Genomic DNA, 15,680 nt, shown 5'->3' with positions numbered 1-15,680 from the left:
GGTACATGTTTAACATGTACCTATTTAATTGTTCATGTATACTTTAAAAATTAAACGATACCTAATAATGACAACAACAATGAAAATCCTATAATCGCACCTACAATTCTCAGGTATTTCGGACCTCTCTTTTTAATATAATAATAAATTAGAAATACTACTGCTAAAGGTAATAACTTCGGTAACATTCCATCCAATGTATCTTGGATCTTAAATGCTCCTCCACTTGTATTGATAACTACCTTTGTCGTTAGTTTTACATAGGATGCACTCAATGCTCCCATCATGAACAGACCCAATACTCCTGCCGAGTCTATTAATTTACTGATTCTTCCCGACTGTAATACACTTGCTACCGAGTCTCGTCCTAATGTATATCCTTGTCTCACCAAGAAGTATGCCAAGAATGACATGTACACTCCAAATAGTACTAACGGTCCGATTCCTCCAAGAATGTTCCCTTTTGCTGCTAACGGTATAAACAAAGATAGGAAAATTGGTCGTATAGTTCCCATATCGATGGAGTCTCCGATTCCTGCCAAAGGTCCCATCAAACCTATCTTAATATTCGTTATCATCTCTGTTGCATTTTCTTCATCTGTTGCCGAATCATATTCCGGCTTGGACACCTTATTTGCGTTTTCTTCTTCCAGCGCCATGGCTATTCCCACTATCAGTGAACCCCATGTTCCTTCTGAATTATAAAACGAAACATGACGTTTATATGCTTCTTTAAGCTGTTCCGGATTATCTCCATATAACTTTTCCAGTACCGGTGCCATTCCAAATCCGAATGCCAAAGCTGTCAGTCGTTCATAACTGTTTCCTACTTCAGTTACTGTATAATATCTCAACCATGCCTTTATCACGTCTTTCCTTGTAAGCTTTCTTTCCGCTACATTAGTCGTCATCTGATTCACCTCCGTTTGCTGTTGCTGGGGCAAAGTTTCCCTGTAGCAATGCAATACATAAACCTAATATTGCGATTCCAATAGTACTAATTCCCGAATATGCCATTATTATAAATCCTACTAAAAAGTATGGTAATAATGATTTCTTTCCTATTACAATCATTGTTACCGCAAATCCTAATGCCGGAAGTACTCCTCCTGCTACTTGCAATCCGTTTGTTACCCAAGCCGGTATCCAGTTCATAAATGCCTGTACCGCGTCAGCTCCAAAATATGCTGCTAAGAATGCCGGAATCACACGTAACGGAATTGCTGCAAAGAAAGGATACCAAAAGCATGCTCTTCTTAATGCTTTTCCGTCTCCCTTTTCTGCTGCTTTATCTGCCAGTCTTACGAATGCAGATGCATATGTCCTACGTAATGTATCAAGAAGTACACCTAACAGTCCTACCGGCACTGCCAATGATACTGCTACTTCTGCGCTAATCCCTGTTTTAATTGCAATGGGAATAGCTACACATGCTGCAAATGCCTCATCTGCCGGAATATTTCCTCCGGGTGCAATGGCTCCCAAATATATCAGCTGTAATGTCCCGCCGATTATCATTGCTGTTTGAATATCTCCCATAATTAGTCCTAAGGGTACTGCCATTACTAATGGTTGTCTGATAACTGTCGTTGTTCCATACCATAAACGATTGGTTCCCAGCCAGTACACCAAGCCAATTAATAGTGCTTGAATGAAATTATTCATCCTTCTTTCCTCCTTATAACTTTTTTTCTTTCAATTATTTGACTTTTTCTGCTGCTTTATCAATTGAAAGTTCAGATTCCTTTGGTACAGCCTGTAAATAAACCTTTACCCCCTTTCCATTCATATCAAGTAATTTATCTGTATCTTCCTTGTTTAGATAAATTTGATTTGTAATCTGTACCCGATCTGGCCCTGAACCAAGGCCTCCAACTTGAAGTTCGCTGATAGGGAAACCCTTCTCATACGCTTCTTTGGCATCTGTAACTGATTTAAACAATACAATCAATTTTCTATTAGAAGTATATTTTTCACTTTTAATCTTTTCCAGTGCTGTATCAAGATCAAAAATACTTACTTTTACTCCCTTTGGTGCCGCCATTTTGTATACATTATTCATAAACGGATCTTTCGATAATTGTTTGTTGACAATCATAATTGCATTTCCATCTACTTGATTCAACCAGTTTGCAATAACCTGTCCATGCATCAATCTGAAGTCTACTCTTATTAGACGAATGTCTGCCATGTTAATCCTCTCCTTATATTTTTATAAAAGCGCTTTCATCGCTGTTACTTATATTATATTCAAAACGGTATATAATTTCAATATATATTTTAATTTTTAGGAATATTTTTTTATATTTTTGTTTTTTTGCGCAGTTAATGCGAAATTAATGTCGTATATTATAAAAAAAAGATAAGTTCAAGCGCTTAAACTTATCTTTTACAATTTGATTCATCAATATTCAAAAAAATACCTATTCATAGCATTGTAAGATTACTTGGAATAATAGTTGTAACTTTTCCTTCTTTTGAGGAATTTCCTATATAAAAATACTCCTGACAAAAAACCAAATATGTGGGCCCACCAGGCTATTCCCCCTGCAATTCCATAAATACCCGAACGAAGTTGGCTAATAAACCATAAAAACAGAAAAACCCCGGCAGGTATCCGTATGAAAAACGGAATAATAGGGATTAAAGTTAATATTCTGGAATGAGGAAACATTATGAAATAGGCTCCCATCACCCCCGCAATAGCTCCTGAGGCTCCCAGCGTCGGTATATTTGATATCGGGTCAAAGATAAAATTGGCAAATCCTGCTATCAAGCCGGTTAATATATAAAAAACAATAAATTTAAAAAATCCCATACGTTCTTCCACATTATCGCCAAATAGCCATAATGACCACATATTGCTGACGATATGAATTATATCCCCATGCATAAACATACTTGTGAACAAGGGAATATAAGATCTAATGTCGGTCAATCCGTTGGCAAAGCGTGCCGGTATAAAAGCATATTTATATACCATATTTAAAGCTTCGTCATAAGGCAAGGTGAATTGTTTTATAAATACCATAACATTTAAAAATATAATAAACAGCGTAGCCAAGGGAACTTTTCTACTTGGTTCGCTATCCCTGAGCGGAATCATATTATCCCCTACTTTCCTGAAACAATAAAGACAATTCTATATATATCATTTTTATTTATATTTAGATTATAACATGTATTTATAATATGATATACTCTTTAAACTCACTCTGCCCCATTTTTTTATTTCTGCAGTTTTTTCCCCACTATATCATTTATATAAACCGACTCATACTCTTTATCCAAGATATCCATAAAAATCTCATCATAAGCTTTTCCCGCTATAAATTTTGATTCACGAATTCTCCCCGCCTCTTTAAAACCAACTTTTTTATAACATTTTATTGCTTGTTGATTAAATGAATATACTTTTAGAGAGATATTGTGCAAATTCAATATATTAAAGCCAAAGTCCAACAAAAGTTTTAGTACTTCCTGTCCGTAACCTTTGCCCCAATAGTCCTTATTGCCAATAAATATTCCCACTTCTCCTGCTTTGTTTAACTGGTCTAACTTTGGAAATCCACAGTTCCCAATGAGTTCATCTTTCTTTATGTTTATAATGGCAAAATTATATCCGTCAATAGAAAGCCTTTCTAAAGTTAATTTTTCGGCTTCCGGTCCTATGAGCTTAGATGCAAATATAAGTCCTGCAGCTACTTCCATGTCATTAACCCATTCGGTATATTTTTCGTAGTCCTCCTCATTTATCGGAGACAAATAACATTTTTGTCCTACAATTTTTTTAAAATACATATTCATTTCTCCTTTTTTATAGTTTCAAACAGGCTTCAACAGCAAGCCAAAATAAATTCTCTCTTATGTGATCTCTTGTATTATAACTTCTTGAATCCCATTCTTCACAGCTTACATCGTCCCCACCATATAATATCTGCCCAAATTTTATATTTCTGAATTTTGCTACTGCAAAGAAAGCAGCAGCTTCCATTTCAACAGTTGAACATCCTTCTTCTCTTCTCAACTTCACTTTTTGCGGCGTTTCTCTATAAAAAGCATCTGTTGTCCATGTCTTTGATATCAAATATTTATATTTATAGTTTTTCAAAACCTCTTTTATTGCTTCTACTGCCTCTCTGTTAGCTTCTACTTCTCTACTTGGTGGAAGGTAATGGTATGACATTCCTTCGTCTCTTACCGCTGAATCTGGTATTATAATGTGACCAACTGCGATTTCCTTATTTAAAACCCCGGCACTGCCACAGGCAATAAATTTATTTATACCCATAGCTATTGCTTCTTCCAATACTGAAGCAGCCAATGGAGCGCCTACGCCAGGGTTAAAAACGGCAACTTTATTTCCTTCGTATTCCAATTCATACATGGGATTTTCCCCCATCTCAGATTTAAAAGAGGCTACAGTCCTTAATTTACCTTGATTTTTAAACTTCTGTAAAATATCATTAAAAAAGCACATTACCCCATATTCCGGTACATTTAATTTCTCTATTGTTTTGTGCGGTTCAATAACGGCCTCTTTTGTATCGTCAAATTCTAATATTGGAAATTCTTTTCTCAGCATATCAAGCCCCCCTTATAATAATAAAAAATAATATAAAAACCCGCAGAATCACTTTTTAGATAGTGACTCCGCAGGTTTAATTTAATCTGCGTGTAGGAAATTCAAAACTATCCCTGTATCGCTTAGGTATAACCCAAATTCAAGTCTACCTTAGATACACTCACTTTATGTGTATGCAATTTCACTAAAAATTGTGTAATATTGCTTAATTGGGTAATATTTTAACATATCGTAGAACAATTATCAAGAGCTAAAGTTTTTTATATTTTCCTCTACCCAAAAATTCAATATAACCTTTATCTCTTAAAATCTGTAATTGTTGTCTTATTTTAGCTTCAATATTATTATTGTTAATATGATTTTTATGTAAATCGTCTGCAAATTCATAAACATCATTTAATGAAAAATAATAACTGGTAATTTTATTAACACAATTAAGGACATCAAATAACCATCCTCGATTTGATATATTATCTATTTTCAAATTAATTGCTTTATGATAGTTATTAATAACAACTTTCTTATCAATTTCTGTCCGATCTTTGATTATCTCAATTTTCCCTTGGAATGGTATTTTATCGTAAATTATATTGCAACCTGTCCACCCTGCACGTTTTGCAGTCGGGGATAAAGGCCTCCTTTTCTTGATAATATCAGGGACAAAGAAGAATTTTGGCACAACAATTAAATCCGTGACATTAAATTCATCATATTGAAGCAAGAATAAATCAGGATTTGAATAGCTTGTGATACGCTCTATCATTGTATCATAAGCACCATCCGCTACTTCCTTTCCAAATCTTCCCTTCTTGCTTTTCAGTTCGAATATTTCGCCACAACATTTGCATTTAAAATCAGCAACAGGGATATTGTTTGCCAGCTTCGATATTCTACTATTTCCACAATATGGGCAAAAAACATTTCTTTCTATCCAAGTTTCACTCATTACTCGAATTTTCTGGGAATTACTCTTATAAGAAATCGCTAACTGCTTATCGAAAACTAAATTCATAATATCAAAACTCCATCCATTCCGTTGCGGATATGTTATTTTCATCTTCAACCATCATCTGTTTACATACCAAACTACCGGGATCTAAAATAAATTCGCCACATTTGTACTTTCTCTCTGTAATTTGTGCCGCCTTGCAAGCATCATCAGCTTCAACCTCAAATGCCTTGCTGACCAACTCTTCAATTGTAACATAATATTTCATATTATTTCTCCTTCTTCCCTTCTACTTTATAGTATATAATTATTTTAGGATAAATTAAACCTAAAATAATTGCAAATACATAAAAAATTTCTCTATGGAATTCTTTGACATTAGAAGTTTTCTCCTTTAATTGAAATAGCTATGTACGCTCATGGTTTCAGTCATTAGTTAGTAACAATATATATTATAATAATATTGATATTATATTCTAAATCAGAAAGAAAGAAATATCATTCAGTGGAATTTGCGGCATAGCTCCATAAACGTTTTGTATTCATTTACCCCTTCATTGACGGAAACGGAAGGCTTGCCCGGCTGTTAATGAATACGTCACTCATTCAGGATGGATATGTGTTAGCCATAATTCCACTAAACTTAAGACTGGAATATATAAGTCTACTGGAGCAAGCTCACAAGAATGACAAACCATTCATAGACTTTATTGCAGAACGAGTATTGGAATCTGAAAAAGATATTATGAGACTGCTGCACATTCCATCTCCTAAAATGTCTTAAAAAAACAAATACCAGAAATTCAATGTTGTTTATATGAATTTCTGGTATTTGTTTCCTATTCCCACTCGATCGTACTTGGTGGTTTACTCGTAATATCATAAACAACTCTGTTAACATTTTCTACATTATTAACTATTCTGTTTGAAATCTTTTCTAATATATCTAAAGGTATCTTTGCAAAATCTGCGGTCATTCCATCTGTGCTGGTAACTGCCCTTAAGGCCACAGTGTAAGAATAAGTCCTTTCATCTCCCATTACTCCTACACTTCTCACTCCGGGGAGAAGCGCAAAGTACTGCCAAATTTCTTTTTCCAAATTAGCTTTTTTTATTTCATCTCTAAATATAAAATCCGATTCACGAACAATTTTCAGTTTTTCTTCCGTTACCTCGCCCAATACTCTAATAGCAAGACCCGGCCCCGGGAAAGGCTGCCTTTGTACTATTTCTTCAGGAAGCTCCAGATTTTTCCCTACTTTCCTTACCTCGTCCTTAAAAAGCTGTCTTAAAGGTTCGACCAATTGAAAATTTACGTCTTTCGGAAGTCCTCCTACATTATGATGGCTTTTAATAGTAGCTGCCCTTCCTGTTCCGCTCTCTATTACATCGGGATATATGGTCCCCTGAACCAAATATTCAATCCCTGAAAGTTTCTTCTGTTCTTTCTCAAATACTCTTATAAATTCTTCTCCAATAATTTTTCGTTTCTTTTCAGGCTCTGTTATTCCTTTAAGTTTCTCTAAAAACCTTTCTTTCGCATCTACAGCAATAAGATTCATATGAAATTTTTCTTTGAATACAGTTATTACCTGTTTGGCTTCATCTTTTCTCAGCAATCCGTGGTCTACAAAGACACATGTAAGATTGTCTCCTATGGCTTTATGGACAAGAACTGCTGCCACAGAAGAATCTACTCCTCCAGACAGGGCACATATAGCTTTTCCCTTTCCGATTTGGTTTCTTATAGCATTTATGGAAAATTCAATAAAATCATCCATGTTCCAGTTGCCAATACATTTACATATTTTAAATAAAAAATTGGATAATATCTCTTTTCCTTTTTCAGTATGGACAACTTCCGGATGAAATTGCACTCCATAAATTTTATATTTTGGATTTTCCATAGCTGCTACAGGACATTTTTCCGTACTGCCTATAATATTAAAACCTTCGGGAGCTTTTTCAATATAGTCCGTATGACTCATTAAGCAATTCATCTTATTTTCTAATCCTTCAAACAATAAACTGCTTTTATTTATCTTCACTTCGGTTATTCCATATTCTCTTGACGGAGATCTCTTCACATTTCCGCCAAAATGCTGAGCTATGAGGTGATTGCCATAACATATACCTAATACGGGAACTCCCATCTCAAATATTTTCCCACTGCATTTCGGTGAATTTGCTGCATAAATACTTGCAGGACCTCCCGACAAAATTATTCCGTCAGGAGATTTCTCTTTTATTTTTTCGATAGGATGATTATATGGTACTATCTCACAATATACTTTTGCTTCTCTTACTCTTCTGGCTATAAGCTGACTGTATTGCCCCCCAAAATCAAGAATAATTATCAAAATATACCCTCCTTTAACTATCTCTTGCTATAATTTGGAGCTTCTTTAGTTATGTTAATATCATGGGGATGACTTTCTATTAATCCGGCATTTGTAATCTTTATAAATCTGGCTTTCTCATGAAGTTCATCAATGTTCTTAGCTCCAACATACCCCATTCCTGCTCTTAATCCTCCCATAAGCTGAAATACTACATCTCCTAATGGTCCTCTGTAAGGAACTCTTCCTTCCACGCCTTCCGGAACTAATTTCTTAGAATCCTCCTGAAAATACCTATCCTTACCGCCGGCGGCCATACCTGCTAAAGAACCCATTCCTCTATATACTTTAAATCTTCTTCCCTCATATAATTCTTCATCTCCGGGACTTTCTTCCGTTCCCGCAAACAATGAACCGATCATTACTGCATTAGCACCTGCGCCCATAGCCTTAGTTATATCTCCGGAATATTTTATTCCTCCATCAGCAATAACCGGAATATTATAATTCCTTGCTACATTAACACAATTTACTACAGCAGTCATTTGAGGAACTCCTATACCCGTAACTACTCTCGTTGTACATATGGAACCCGGCCCTATTCCCACTTTTATTGCATCCACTCCTGCATCTATTAAATACTTCGCTCCTTCTCCAGTAGCTATATTACCTGCAATCAATTGCAGATCCGGGTACTTGGATTTAATCTTCTTTACCGCTTCTCCTACACCTTTAGAGTGTCCATGGGCAGTATCAAGAACTATTGCATCCACCTTTGACTTTACCAATGCATCTACTCTTTCCATCATATTGTGGGTAATCCCCACTGCCGCCCCTGCAAGTAACCTTCCCGATTCATCCTTGGCCGCATTTGGATACTTTATTGATTTTTCAATATCCTTGATTGTGATAAGACCTGACAATATAAAATTCTTATCAACTAAAGGAAGCTTTTCAATCTTATGTTCCTTCATTATTTCTAAGGCGTCATCCATAGAAATAGATGTATCAGCAGTCACAAGATTCTTTTTAGTCATAACTTCGTCTATTTTCTTACTTGTATCCCGTTCAAACCTAATGTCTCTGTTAGTAATTATGCCTACTAATTTTCCGTCATCATTTGTAATAGGAACCCCTGATATGTGATATCTTTCCATAAGCTCAAGAGCATCGGAAACACTATGAACCGCGGACAAATAAAAAGGATCCGTTATAATTCCATGTTCAGATCTCTTCACCTTATCCACTTCCATAGCCTGCTCTTCGATAGTCATATTCTTATGGATAATCCCTATTCCTCCTTCTCTTGCCATAGCTATAGCCATTTTTGCTGTCGTAACAGTATCCATTCCGGCACTCATCAAAGGTATATTTAATTTAATCTTTTTAGTTAATAGAGTGTTTATTTTTACTTCCTTGGGAAGCACTTCAGATTTACAGGGTAATAAAAGGACATCGTCAAAAGTAAGTCCTTCTCCAACAAATTCCATTAAAATTCCTCCTTATAGGTCTTATTCATAAATAATATAATTAAATATTACAATAAAAATATTTCCTTTAAAAATAACAGAGATTTGTATTATTGTCAAGCATTAATTTATTATTTTTAAATTTATGTAATTTATTTTGTATCAATAATTTAATTTAAATTATGAAAAACAATTAATACTTTTTACAATATTTAAAATGACACAAAACAAAATATCTTATACAATATATTTAGTATACAAATCAAAGTTGTAAATTTTGGAGGTAATATATCTTGAAAAGTAAGGCAGAAAATAAGACAATAGTAAAAGCAATAAGTAAAGAATCATTTATTTGGTTAGCCATTATTATAATTTTTTTTGTTTTATTTACCCACATTATGGGAGCTGCAAATATGTTTAAAACAATGATGGCCACAGCCCACGATCTTATTATCAACACATCGTTTTTTATTATGGGAGTTGCTGTCCTTGCAAGTGCTTTTTCAGCCGTACTATCTGAATTTGGAGTTATTTCCATAATCAATAAAATTTTGAGCCCAATTATTAAACCGCTATACGGCCTTCCCGGAGTTGCAAGTCTTGGTATTATGTCAGCTTATCTTTCCGATAATCCGGCAATTGTTTCTTTAGCAAGCGAGAAAAATTTTCAAAAATATTTTAAGCAATACCAATTCTCCGCTATTACAAATTTAGGCGTATCCTTCGGTATGGGACTTGTTGTATCAACCTTTATGATAGCTCAGGCAAAAAACGGCCAGAGTTTTTTGGGACCGGTTATTATCGGAAATATAGGTGCAATTATAGGAAGTATAATAAGTGTACGGGCAATGACAAATTATACAAAAAAAATTTATGGAACAGAAAAATATTTAATTTCTGAATCCGATTCCTCTTACGACATAACTAATTTTAGGGAGATAAGATCGGGAAGTGCATTGCAAAGGCTCCTTGAAGCTATGTTGGACGGAGGAAAAGCCGGAGTCAGTTTAGGATTATCCATTATTCCCGGAGTTGTAATTATATGTACCTTCGTAATGATGCTTACTAACGGGCCTTCCCTTAATGGAATATATACCGGGGCTGCCTATGAAGGTATTAAAGTCATGCCGTGGATAGGAGAAAAACTTAAATTTATATTAAACCCGGTGTTTGGATTTAATAACCCCGAACTAATAGCATTTCCGGTTACATCGATGGGTTCTGTAGGTGCAGCTTTGGGACTTGTTCCTAAATTTTTAAGCAAAAACATTATCGGTAAAAATGAAATAGCAGTATTTACGGCAGTGGGAATCTGCTGGAGCGGATATCTGAGCAGCCAAATACCCATGATGGATGCATTACACATGAGACATTTAGCACCAAAGGCTTTAGCATATCAAACTCTCGGAGGATTTTCATCTGGTATATTTGCCCATCTTATTTATATAATATATGCTTCTATATTTTAAATAAAAAAGGCTTTTTTTGAAACCCATTTTACGGAGAATTTATATTAAGGAAATTTTGATTTTCCTAATAATCAAGAGGCATAAAACCCAAATAAATATAGGATTTTATACCTCTTGATTAAGACTAAAAGTAATCAATATGACATCAAATTTTTTTTACATTCAAATTAACTACCGTGCCCCGTTCTCCAAATAATGCTTTATCCTTGAAAGTCCCCAGATAATCTTCTCCAAACATCTTGTAAATATGCCCTGATACGTTTAATTCCGGAAGCCTTCCTAAAATCTTATCTCCGTCTGTCAAAAAAGGAACCTGAATAGGAGTGCCGAAAGTACCGTCGGAAGTAAAATCTCCTCCTGATGCTACTACAGCTATAATTCCCATCCTGCCATTCATAATTTCCTTTAAGGTCTTATTCTCCGGTTCGATTTTAATATATGGTCGTGATAAAGAAGGCACCTTATCATATTCGGCATAAGCACTTCCCGTCAACGGAAGATTAAATTCCTTGGAAGTCTTCTTATCAGTATAAGGACATATTATTTTCCCCTTTTCAATTAATGCATATCTATAATCCTTGTTTACAACTCCTTCCGCATCAAAAAAAGGAATAAGGTTCATATCTTCTACTTCGGCACTTTGGTATATGGTTAAATCTTTACTAAATTTTTCTTGCCCCGCAAGCTTTCTAAACAAAGATGCCCCTGTTCCAAACTTATATCCATTTAATTCTTCAGCAAATTTCGAAAGAATAAGCTCATCTGTTACTGAAAATATAACAGGCATATTATCTTCCTTTGGAATATCGACTCTGTTTTTATATCCCCTTATCATATCATCTAAACTCAAAATTAATCTTTCCTTATCAAATATCCTATCCCTATATACAAAAACGGTGTCAAAAATATTGGCGGAAGTTTTTTCTTTAATTAAAAGAGTTATCTCTACCATTTTATCTTTATATGTCAAGTTTAGCCCAACATCATTCAATAACCTGTTCTCTACTTCTACCATCCTCATCTGATTGGAAAAAATAAAGTCATCATATTCTTTCTTTAACAGTATAAGTACTTCCTCCATCTCATCGGCAAATTCCTCATCAGATAAGGAATTTGCGGCGTTATCTACTTCTTCAATATGATCCCTTGAAGCTTCACAAGGATAAGGTATATGAAGATTTAAATTTTCCCTTGCTTTTCTCTCCATATCCTTCTCGTCAATTTTCCCTAACCCTCCTGAAATTCCTATATATCCGTCTTTATATATTCTTAATCCGGTCTTTGTTATATCTTTTTTCCTTATGGATTCAATCTCAGTTTGAACTACATTTATAGATATTTCTTTAATCTTATCTGTACATTTCTCTTTAATCATATCCCATCCTCCCCTTTACTGAACATTTATATTATTTACTCTTATATAAGGTCCGCCAAAGCCAACAGGAAGAGGAAATTGTTCCATCTTACCGCATCCTCCCGTTGAAAATGCCATAAGCTCTATTTCATCTGATATTCCGTCAATTTCATTAAGGGTTTCCATTACATTTCCGCTTATAACAGCCACATTTACGGGTTCCGCAATTTTACCGTTTCTTATCATATAACAAATATTAGGAGCAATTGTAAAAGTAGACATTCCCGAACCATGGTTGATATCCACTATTAAGATTCCCTTATCTACTTCAGATATAATTTCATCTTTGGATTTGTCTCCTGCTTCTATATAAGTATTTGTCATTCTGACAATGGGTTCAAATTCAAAATTAACGGCTCTGGCATTTCCCGTAAGTTGTTCTTCCAATTTACTTGCTGTAACACTACTGTGAAGTCTTCCCGAAAGTATGCCGTTTTTAACAAGATATGTCTTAGTTGCCTTGGTTCCTTCATCATCAAAAGGTACAAATCCTCTTCCCAAAACATCACCTCTGTCAACAATAGATAAGTTCTTAACACCAACGGTCTTCCCCAAGGCCCATTCCTTCATCATGGTTTCATCTCCAACCATAAAATCCGATTCACTCTTATGTCCAAAGCTTTCATGAGTAAAAACTCCCGTTGCTATCGGGGAAAATACAACTGTATATTTACCCGGAATTACAGGCTTTGATTCTTTCACATATTCTATATCCCTTTTTATGACACTTCCAATTTCATCTTCAAGTCCTTTCAGTTCATTAAAATCTGTACTTGTTTTATCATATCTTCCGTTAAAAGTTTTCTCATTTATATTTAAAGAATATCTGAATACAACAGCGCATGTCTGATAATCAAACTTTAAATCCGCACCCTTACTCGAATAAAATTCTTTATCAGTACGATTATCAATATAAAACGCCTTCCACGTTTTCAATTCTTCCTTGCCAGATAAAAAGGGAAAATAAGACTTAAGAAGTTTAACCTTATCCTCATGTTTTATATCCAAAATATTATTATCATTAAAACGATAATACACCCCTTTATTTATCTGAAACATTTTTACAACCGGATTTTCTCCTATCTTTTTATTAAGGACTGCCATCTTTGCCAAATTATCTATTTCCTTCTGAATATTATCTATATCCGTTGTCGAACAGTAAAACCATCTTTTGCCGTCAAATACCCTTATAAATGCTCCCTTATAATCCCTTTTTAAATTTTGTCTCAACTTCCCGTTTTCATAAAATATTTCAGTTGAATATACATTTTCAATTCTTACATCCGTATAAAGATCCTTTGGAAAAATAAACATAAAATCCCTCCTTTAAAACTATTTTATCATAAAATTATTTCCTGCTTTTCAATAAAAAATAAATTCCCGTGAATATTAATATCACAGGAGCAAATATTTTAAATGATAATGCCAAAGTAATATCTATTCCTACCATTATAAGTATAAAAAGCACAAAAACTAATACTAAGGTCGTAATCAAGCACCCGAGGATCATAATATTTTCCTCCTTGAAATTTTCTATAAATATATTCCTATTAATAATATTAACTCGAAATTTCAAATAAGTCAACGGCTTCCTTAATAATTTTAATTTAATAATTAATTTCATTAAGAAGTTAAAACAAAAAGTCGCTGCAAAAAACAAAATGCAGATTTCAAAAAACCCGCATTTCATATAATCAAATTATCGCGAAAAAGGCAAATCATACTATAAAAATTGTATAAAATACAATCTTTTATTTTAGTTCATCTACTGATATATCATTACAATTGAGTATATATATATTGCTATTCCCTTGTCCGCGTATTAATTCTCCCTTTACTTTTGGATTTTCTCCTGTAATATTCCATTGGGCATTTCCGTTGAGATTTGTTTTATCAGAAGCATAGGCATTTATTTTAACATTTGAATCCTTTCCCAACAGAATCTTTACACTCTCCCCCTTATCAATAGTCCAATCTTTTTTAATGTTTCCCAAAACTATTTCATAGGAATTGCCTCCCCTGATTTCGACCTCCCTATCTTCAGGTATTATCAAAGTCAAGTCCACAGGTTCAACACTAAGCGTTTCATTATTATGATATCTGTTGTTTACAAAGGAAATATATAATACATTATTTGATTCTCTCGTAAAAATATAATCTCTTTTTGAAATTTCCTCCGCTTTTTTCTCACTATCCGCTCTTACATTTAAAGAACCTGAAAAAAACAACTTGTTCCCTTCATCCGTTCGTATATTTAAATTATAATAAGGCCCAGGACCGCTTATAACTATTTTTCTAATTTCGTCCTTTACATTGACTCCATCCTTAGAAATATCAAAACTATAATTTTCGTTTAAAATCATCCTGTTAACCTTAGACATAGCTCCTGATTCAATAAATCCATAAATACCTAAATTTACAATAACTATAACAAAAATCATTAGTATACTGAAAACATCATATTTAACATTCCCATCTTCCTTGTTGCCTTTATAGCTGTACCACAATATTTCTCCTCCCAAAAGGAAAAGTATAGCAGGCCAAAACTTCATCGCTAATTCTACTGCCGAAAGCTTATTCACCTGAGCAGCGAATATTATAATTCCAAGGCCAATCAAAACAATTGCCAAGGAAATAACTCCAACCTTTCTCTTTTTCATTTCTGGTCTTCCCCCTTATTGCCATCATCAATTTCTTCATCGGATTTATCTTCCATTCTCTTTTCTCCGATTAATAATTTTATTCCTACTACAATAAATATTAACGATACAATTCCCGTCTGGACATAATTTTTGACTTGATAGGATATGTTTAAAATAGGATATAATACACGTTCAATAACTACCAATACGCCCATTACTATAAGGCACCATCCTATCCATTCAGGTTTTATCTTAGGAAGGGCAAAAGAAATTTCTTCATCTTCAACATTTTTTCCGTCAACGGAATGAAGAGCGTCGAAAAAACTGTAAAACCATAATACAGGAAGTACGAATAAAAACATATTTAAATTCGTCCAGCCTATAAAAAACAGCACAAAGAAAAAAGCAGTCATCATAATGAGTCCCTTTTTCTGATATCCTAAATACATATGTCCTGCACCGGGCACGATTGAAAATGCCAATGCAATAGCTTTTTTATTTGATTCTTTCATATCCCCAATATTCTCCTCCTTCTCATCCATCGATATATTAGCTTGTTCTTCCATAAAATATTTCTTTCTTATGGAAAAAGCATCTATTAACGCTACTAACCATATTATACATAGCATAAAAAATAATATTGCCGCAAATCCATCATTGTTGAAGACAACAGTCAAACCAACCATGGATAAAATCGAACCTAAAAATACTATAAGAAATATTGTTCCTCTTTCCTTAAATCCCAAATAAAAATGGGACAATCCGGGAATAAAGGATAATATAAATGTTATAAAACCACTTTTGCCCTTCATT

General features: G+C 34.1%; 17 protein-coding genes and 1 pseudogene. 3 read left to right on the top strand and 15 right to left on the bottom strand.

Annotation, left to right across the window (positions count from 1 at the left end; all coding sequences use genetic code 11):
• Nucleotides 1-50: 50 nt before the first annotated feature.
• From EQM13_RS03945 to EQM13_RS03910, 8 genes are all read right to left on the bottom strand, one after another.
• Nucleotides 51-911 carry a PTS system mannose/fructose/sorbose family transporter subunit IID gene (locus tag EQM13_RS03945; protein WP_071139683.1) on the bottom strand — a complete coding sequence of 287 codons (861 nt, stop codon included), beginning with the start codon at nt 909-911 and terminating at the stop codon, nt 51-53.
• Nucleotides 901-1,665, bottom strand: coding sequence for a PTS mannose/fructose/sorbose/N-acetylgalactosamine transporter subunit IIC (locus EQM13_RS03940; protein WP_071139682.1), 765 nt, complete (start codon nt 1,663-1,665; stop codon nt 901-903). Before EQM13_RS03940 ends, EQM13_RS03945 begins: the two co-directional genes overlap by 11 nt.
• Before the next feature lie 34 nt (nt 1,666-1,699).
• The gene (locus EQM13_RS03935; RefSeq protein ID WP_071139681.1) at nt 1,700-2,191 is read right to left on the bottom strand and encodes a PTS system mannose/fructose/N-acetylgalactosamine-transporter subunit IIB; all 492 of its coding nucleotides are present in this window, start codon (nt 2,189-2,191) and stop codon (nt 1,700-1,702) included.
• 252 nt (nt 2,192-2,443) lie between these two features.
• A complete protein-coding gene (locus EQM13_RS03930) occupies nt 2,444-3,106 on the bottom strand; it encodes a rhomboid family intramembrane serine protease (RefSeq protein WP_128752013.1) in 663 nt (220 codons plus the stop codon).
• Between the two features lie 122 nt (nt 3,107-3,228).
• A complete protein-coding gene (locus EQM13_RS03925) occupies nt 3,229-3,801 on the bottom strand; it encodes a GNAT family N-acetyltransferase (RefSeq protein ID WP_128752012.1) in 573 nt (190 codons plus the stop codon).
• A 16-nt stretch (nt 3,802-3,817) separates the two neighbouring features.
• On the bottom strand, nt 3,818-4,585 hold the full coding sequence (locus tag EQM13_RS03920) for a nucleoside phosphorylase (RefSeq protein WP_206172799.1): 768 nt from the start codon (nt 4,583-4,585) through the stop codon (nt 3,818-3,820).
• Between the two features lie 250 nt (nt 4,586-4,835).
• On the bottom strand, nt 4,836-5,597 hold the full coding sequence (locus EQM13_RS03915) for a DpnI domain-containing protein (RefSeq protein WP_071139672.1): 762 nt from the start codon (nt 5,595-5,597) through the stop codon (nt 4,836-4,838).
• A 4-nt stretch (nt 5,598-5,601) separates the two neighbouring features.
• Nucleotides 5,602-5,802 carry a DpnD/PcfM family protein gene (locus EQM13_RS03910; RefSeq protein ID WP_071139671.1) on the bottom strand — a complete coding sequence of 67 codons (201 nt, stop codon included), beginning with the start codon at nt 5,800-5,802 and terminating at the stop codon, nt 5,602-5,604.
• A gap of 267 nt (nt 5,803-6,069) precedes the next feature.
• On the opposite strand from EQM13_RS03910, the pseudogene EQM13_RS18990 reads away from it, so the two are divergent.
• Together EQM13_RS18990 and EQM13_RS03905 are read left to right on the top strand one after the other, a co-directional pair.
• Nucleotides 6,070-6,123, top strand: a pseudogene (locus EQM13_RS18990) (Fic family protein); the annotation flags it as partial.
• Entirely contained in the window at nt 6,124-6,318 is a 195-nt protein-coding gene (locus tag EQM13_RS03905) for a hypothetical protein (RefSeq protein ID WP_071139670.1), read from the top strand.
• A 55-nt stretch (nt 6,319-6,373) separates the two neighbouring features.
• Here EQM13_RS03905 and guaA read toward each other — a convergent pair whose 3' ends face one another.
• Both guaA and guaB read right to left on the bottom strand, forming a co-directional pair.
• Nucleotides 6,374-7,894 carry a glutamine-hydrolyzing GMP synthase gene (gene guaA / locus EQM13_RS03900; RefSeq protein ID WP_200796065.1) on the bottom strand — a complete coding sequence of 507 codons (1,521 nt, stop codon included), beginning with the start codon at nt 7,892-7,894 and terminating at the stop codon, nt 6,374-6,376.
• A gap of 17 nt (nt 7,895-7,911) precedes the next feature.
• A complete protein-coding gene (gene guaB, locus EQM13_RS03895) occupies nt 7,912-9,363 on the bottom strand; it encodes an IMP dehydrogenase (RefSeq protein ID WP_071139668.1) in 1,452 nt (483 codons plus the stop codon).
• Nucleotides 9,364-9,635: 272 nt separating this feature from the next.
• On the opposite strand from guaB, the gene EQM13_RS03890 reads away from it, so the two are divergent.
• Nucleotides 9,636-10,811: a CD0519/CD1768 family membrane protein gene (locus EQM13_RS03890; RefSeq protein WP_320054712.1), complete on the top strand. Its 1,176-nt coding sequence runs from the start codon at nt 9,636-9,638 to the stop codon at nt 10,809-10,811.
• 145 nt (nt 10,812-10,956) lie between these two features.
• On the opposite strand, the gene EQM13_RS03885 is transcribed toward EQM13_RS03890, so the two are convergent.
• The 5 genes from EQM13_RS03885 to EQM13_RS03870 all read right to left on the bottom strand — a co-directional run bounded on the left by EQM13_RS03885 (nt 10,957) and on the right by EQM13_RS03870 (nt 15,679).
• Nucleotides 10,957-12,186 (bottom strand): metallopeptidase TldD-related protein, encoded by a 1,230-nt coding sequence (locus EQM13_RS03885; RefSeq protein ID WP_071139666.1) that lies wholly within the window; start codon nt 12,184-12,186, stop codon nt 10,957-10,959.
• Nucleotides 12,187-12,201: 15 nt separating this feature from the next.
• The gene (locus EQM13_RS03880; RefSeq protein WP_071139665.1) at nt 12,202-13,539 is read right to left on the bottom strand and encodes a TldD/PmbA family protein; all 1,338 of its coding nucleotides are present in this window, start codon (nt 13,537-13,539) and stop codon (nt 12,202-12,204) included.
• 34 nt (nt 13,540-13,573) lie between these two features.
• Nucleotides 13,574-13,735, bottom strand: a complete 162-nt coding sequence (locus tag EQM13_RS18155; protein ID WP_159429045.1) for a hypothetical protein — start codon at nt 13,733-13,735, stop codon at nt 13,574-13,576.
• Between the two features lie 241 nt (nt 13,736-13,976).
• Nucleotides 13,977-14,885 carry a hypothetical protein gene (locus EQM13_RS03875; RefSeq protein WP_128752009.1) on the bottom strand — a complete coding sequence of 303 codons (909 nt, stop codon included), beginning with the start codon at nt 14,883-14,885 and terminating at the stop codon, nt 13,977-13,979.
• On the bottom strand, nt 14,882-15,679 hold the full coding sequence (locus tag EQM13_RS03870; RefSeq protein WP_071139663.1) for a hypothetical protein: 798 nt from the start codon (nt 15,677-15,679) through the stop codon (nt 14,882-14,884). The genes EQM13_RS03875 and EQM13_RS03870 overlap by 4 nt, the downstream gene beginning before the upstream one ends.
• Between the last annotated feature and the right edge of the window lies 1 nt (nt 15,680).

It is taken from the genome of Acidilutibacter cellobiosedens, from assembly GCF_004103715.1.
GTDB classification, from domain to species: domain Bacteria; phylum Bacillota; class Clostridia; order Tissierellales; family Acidilutibacteraceae; genus Acidilutibacter; species Acidilutibacter cellobiosedens.
Note: the sequence above shows the minus strand (reverse complement) of the source record. Positions and strands in the feature narration are given on the sequence as shown.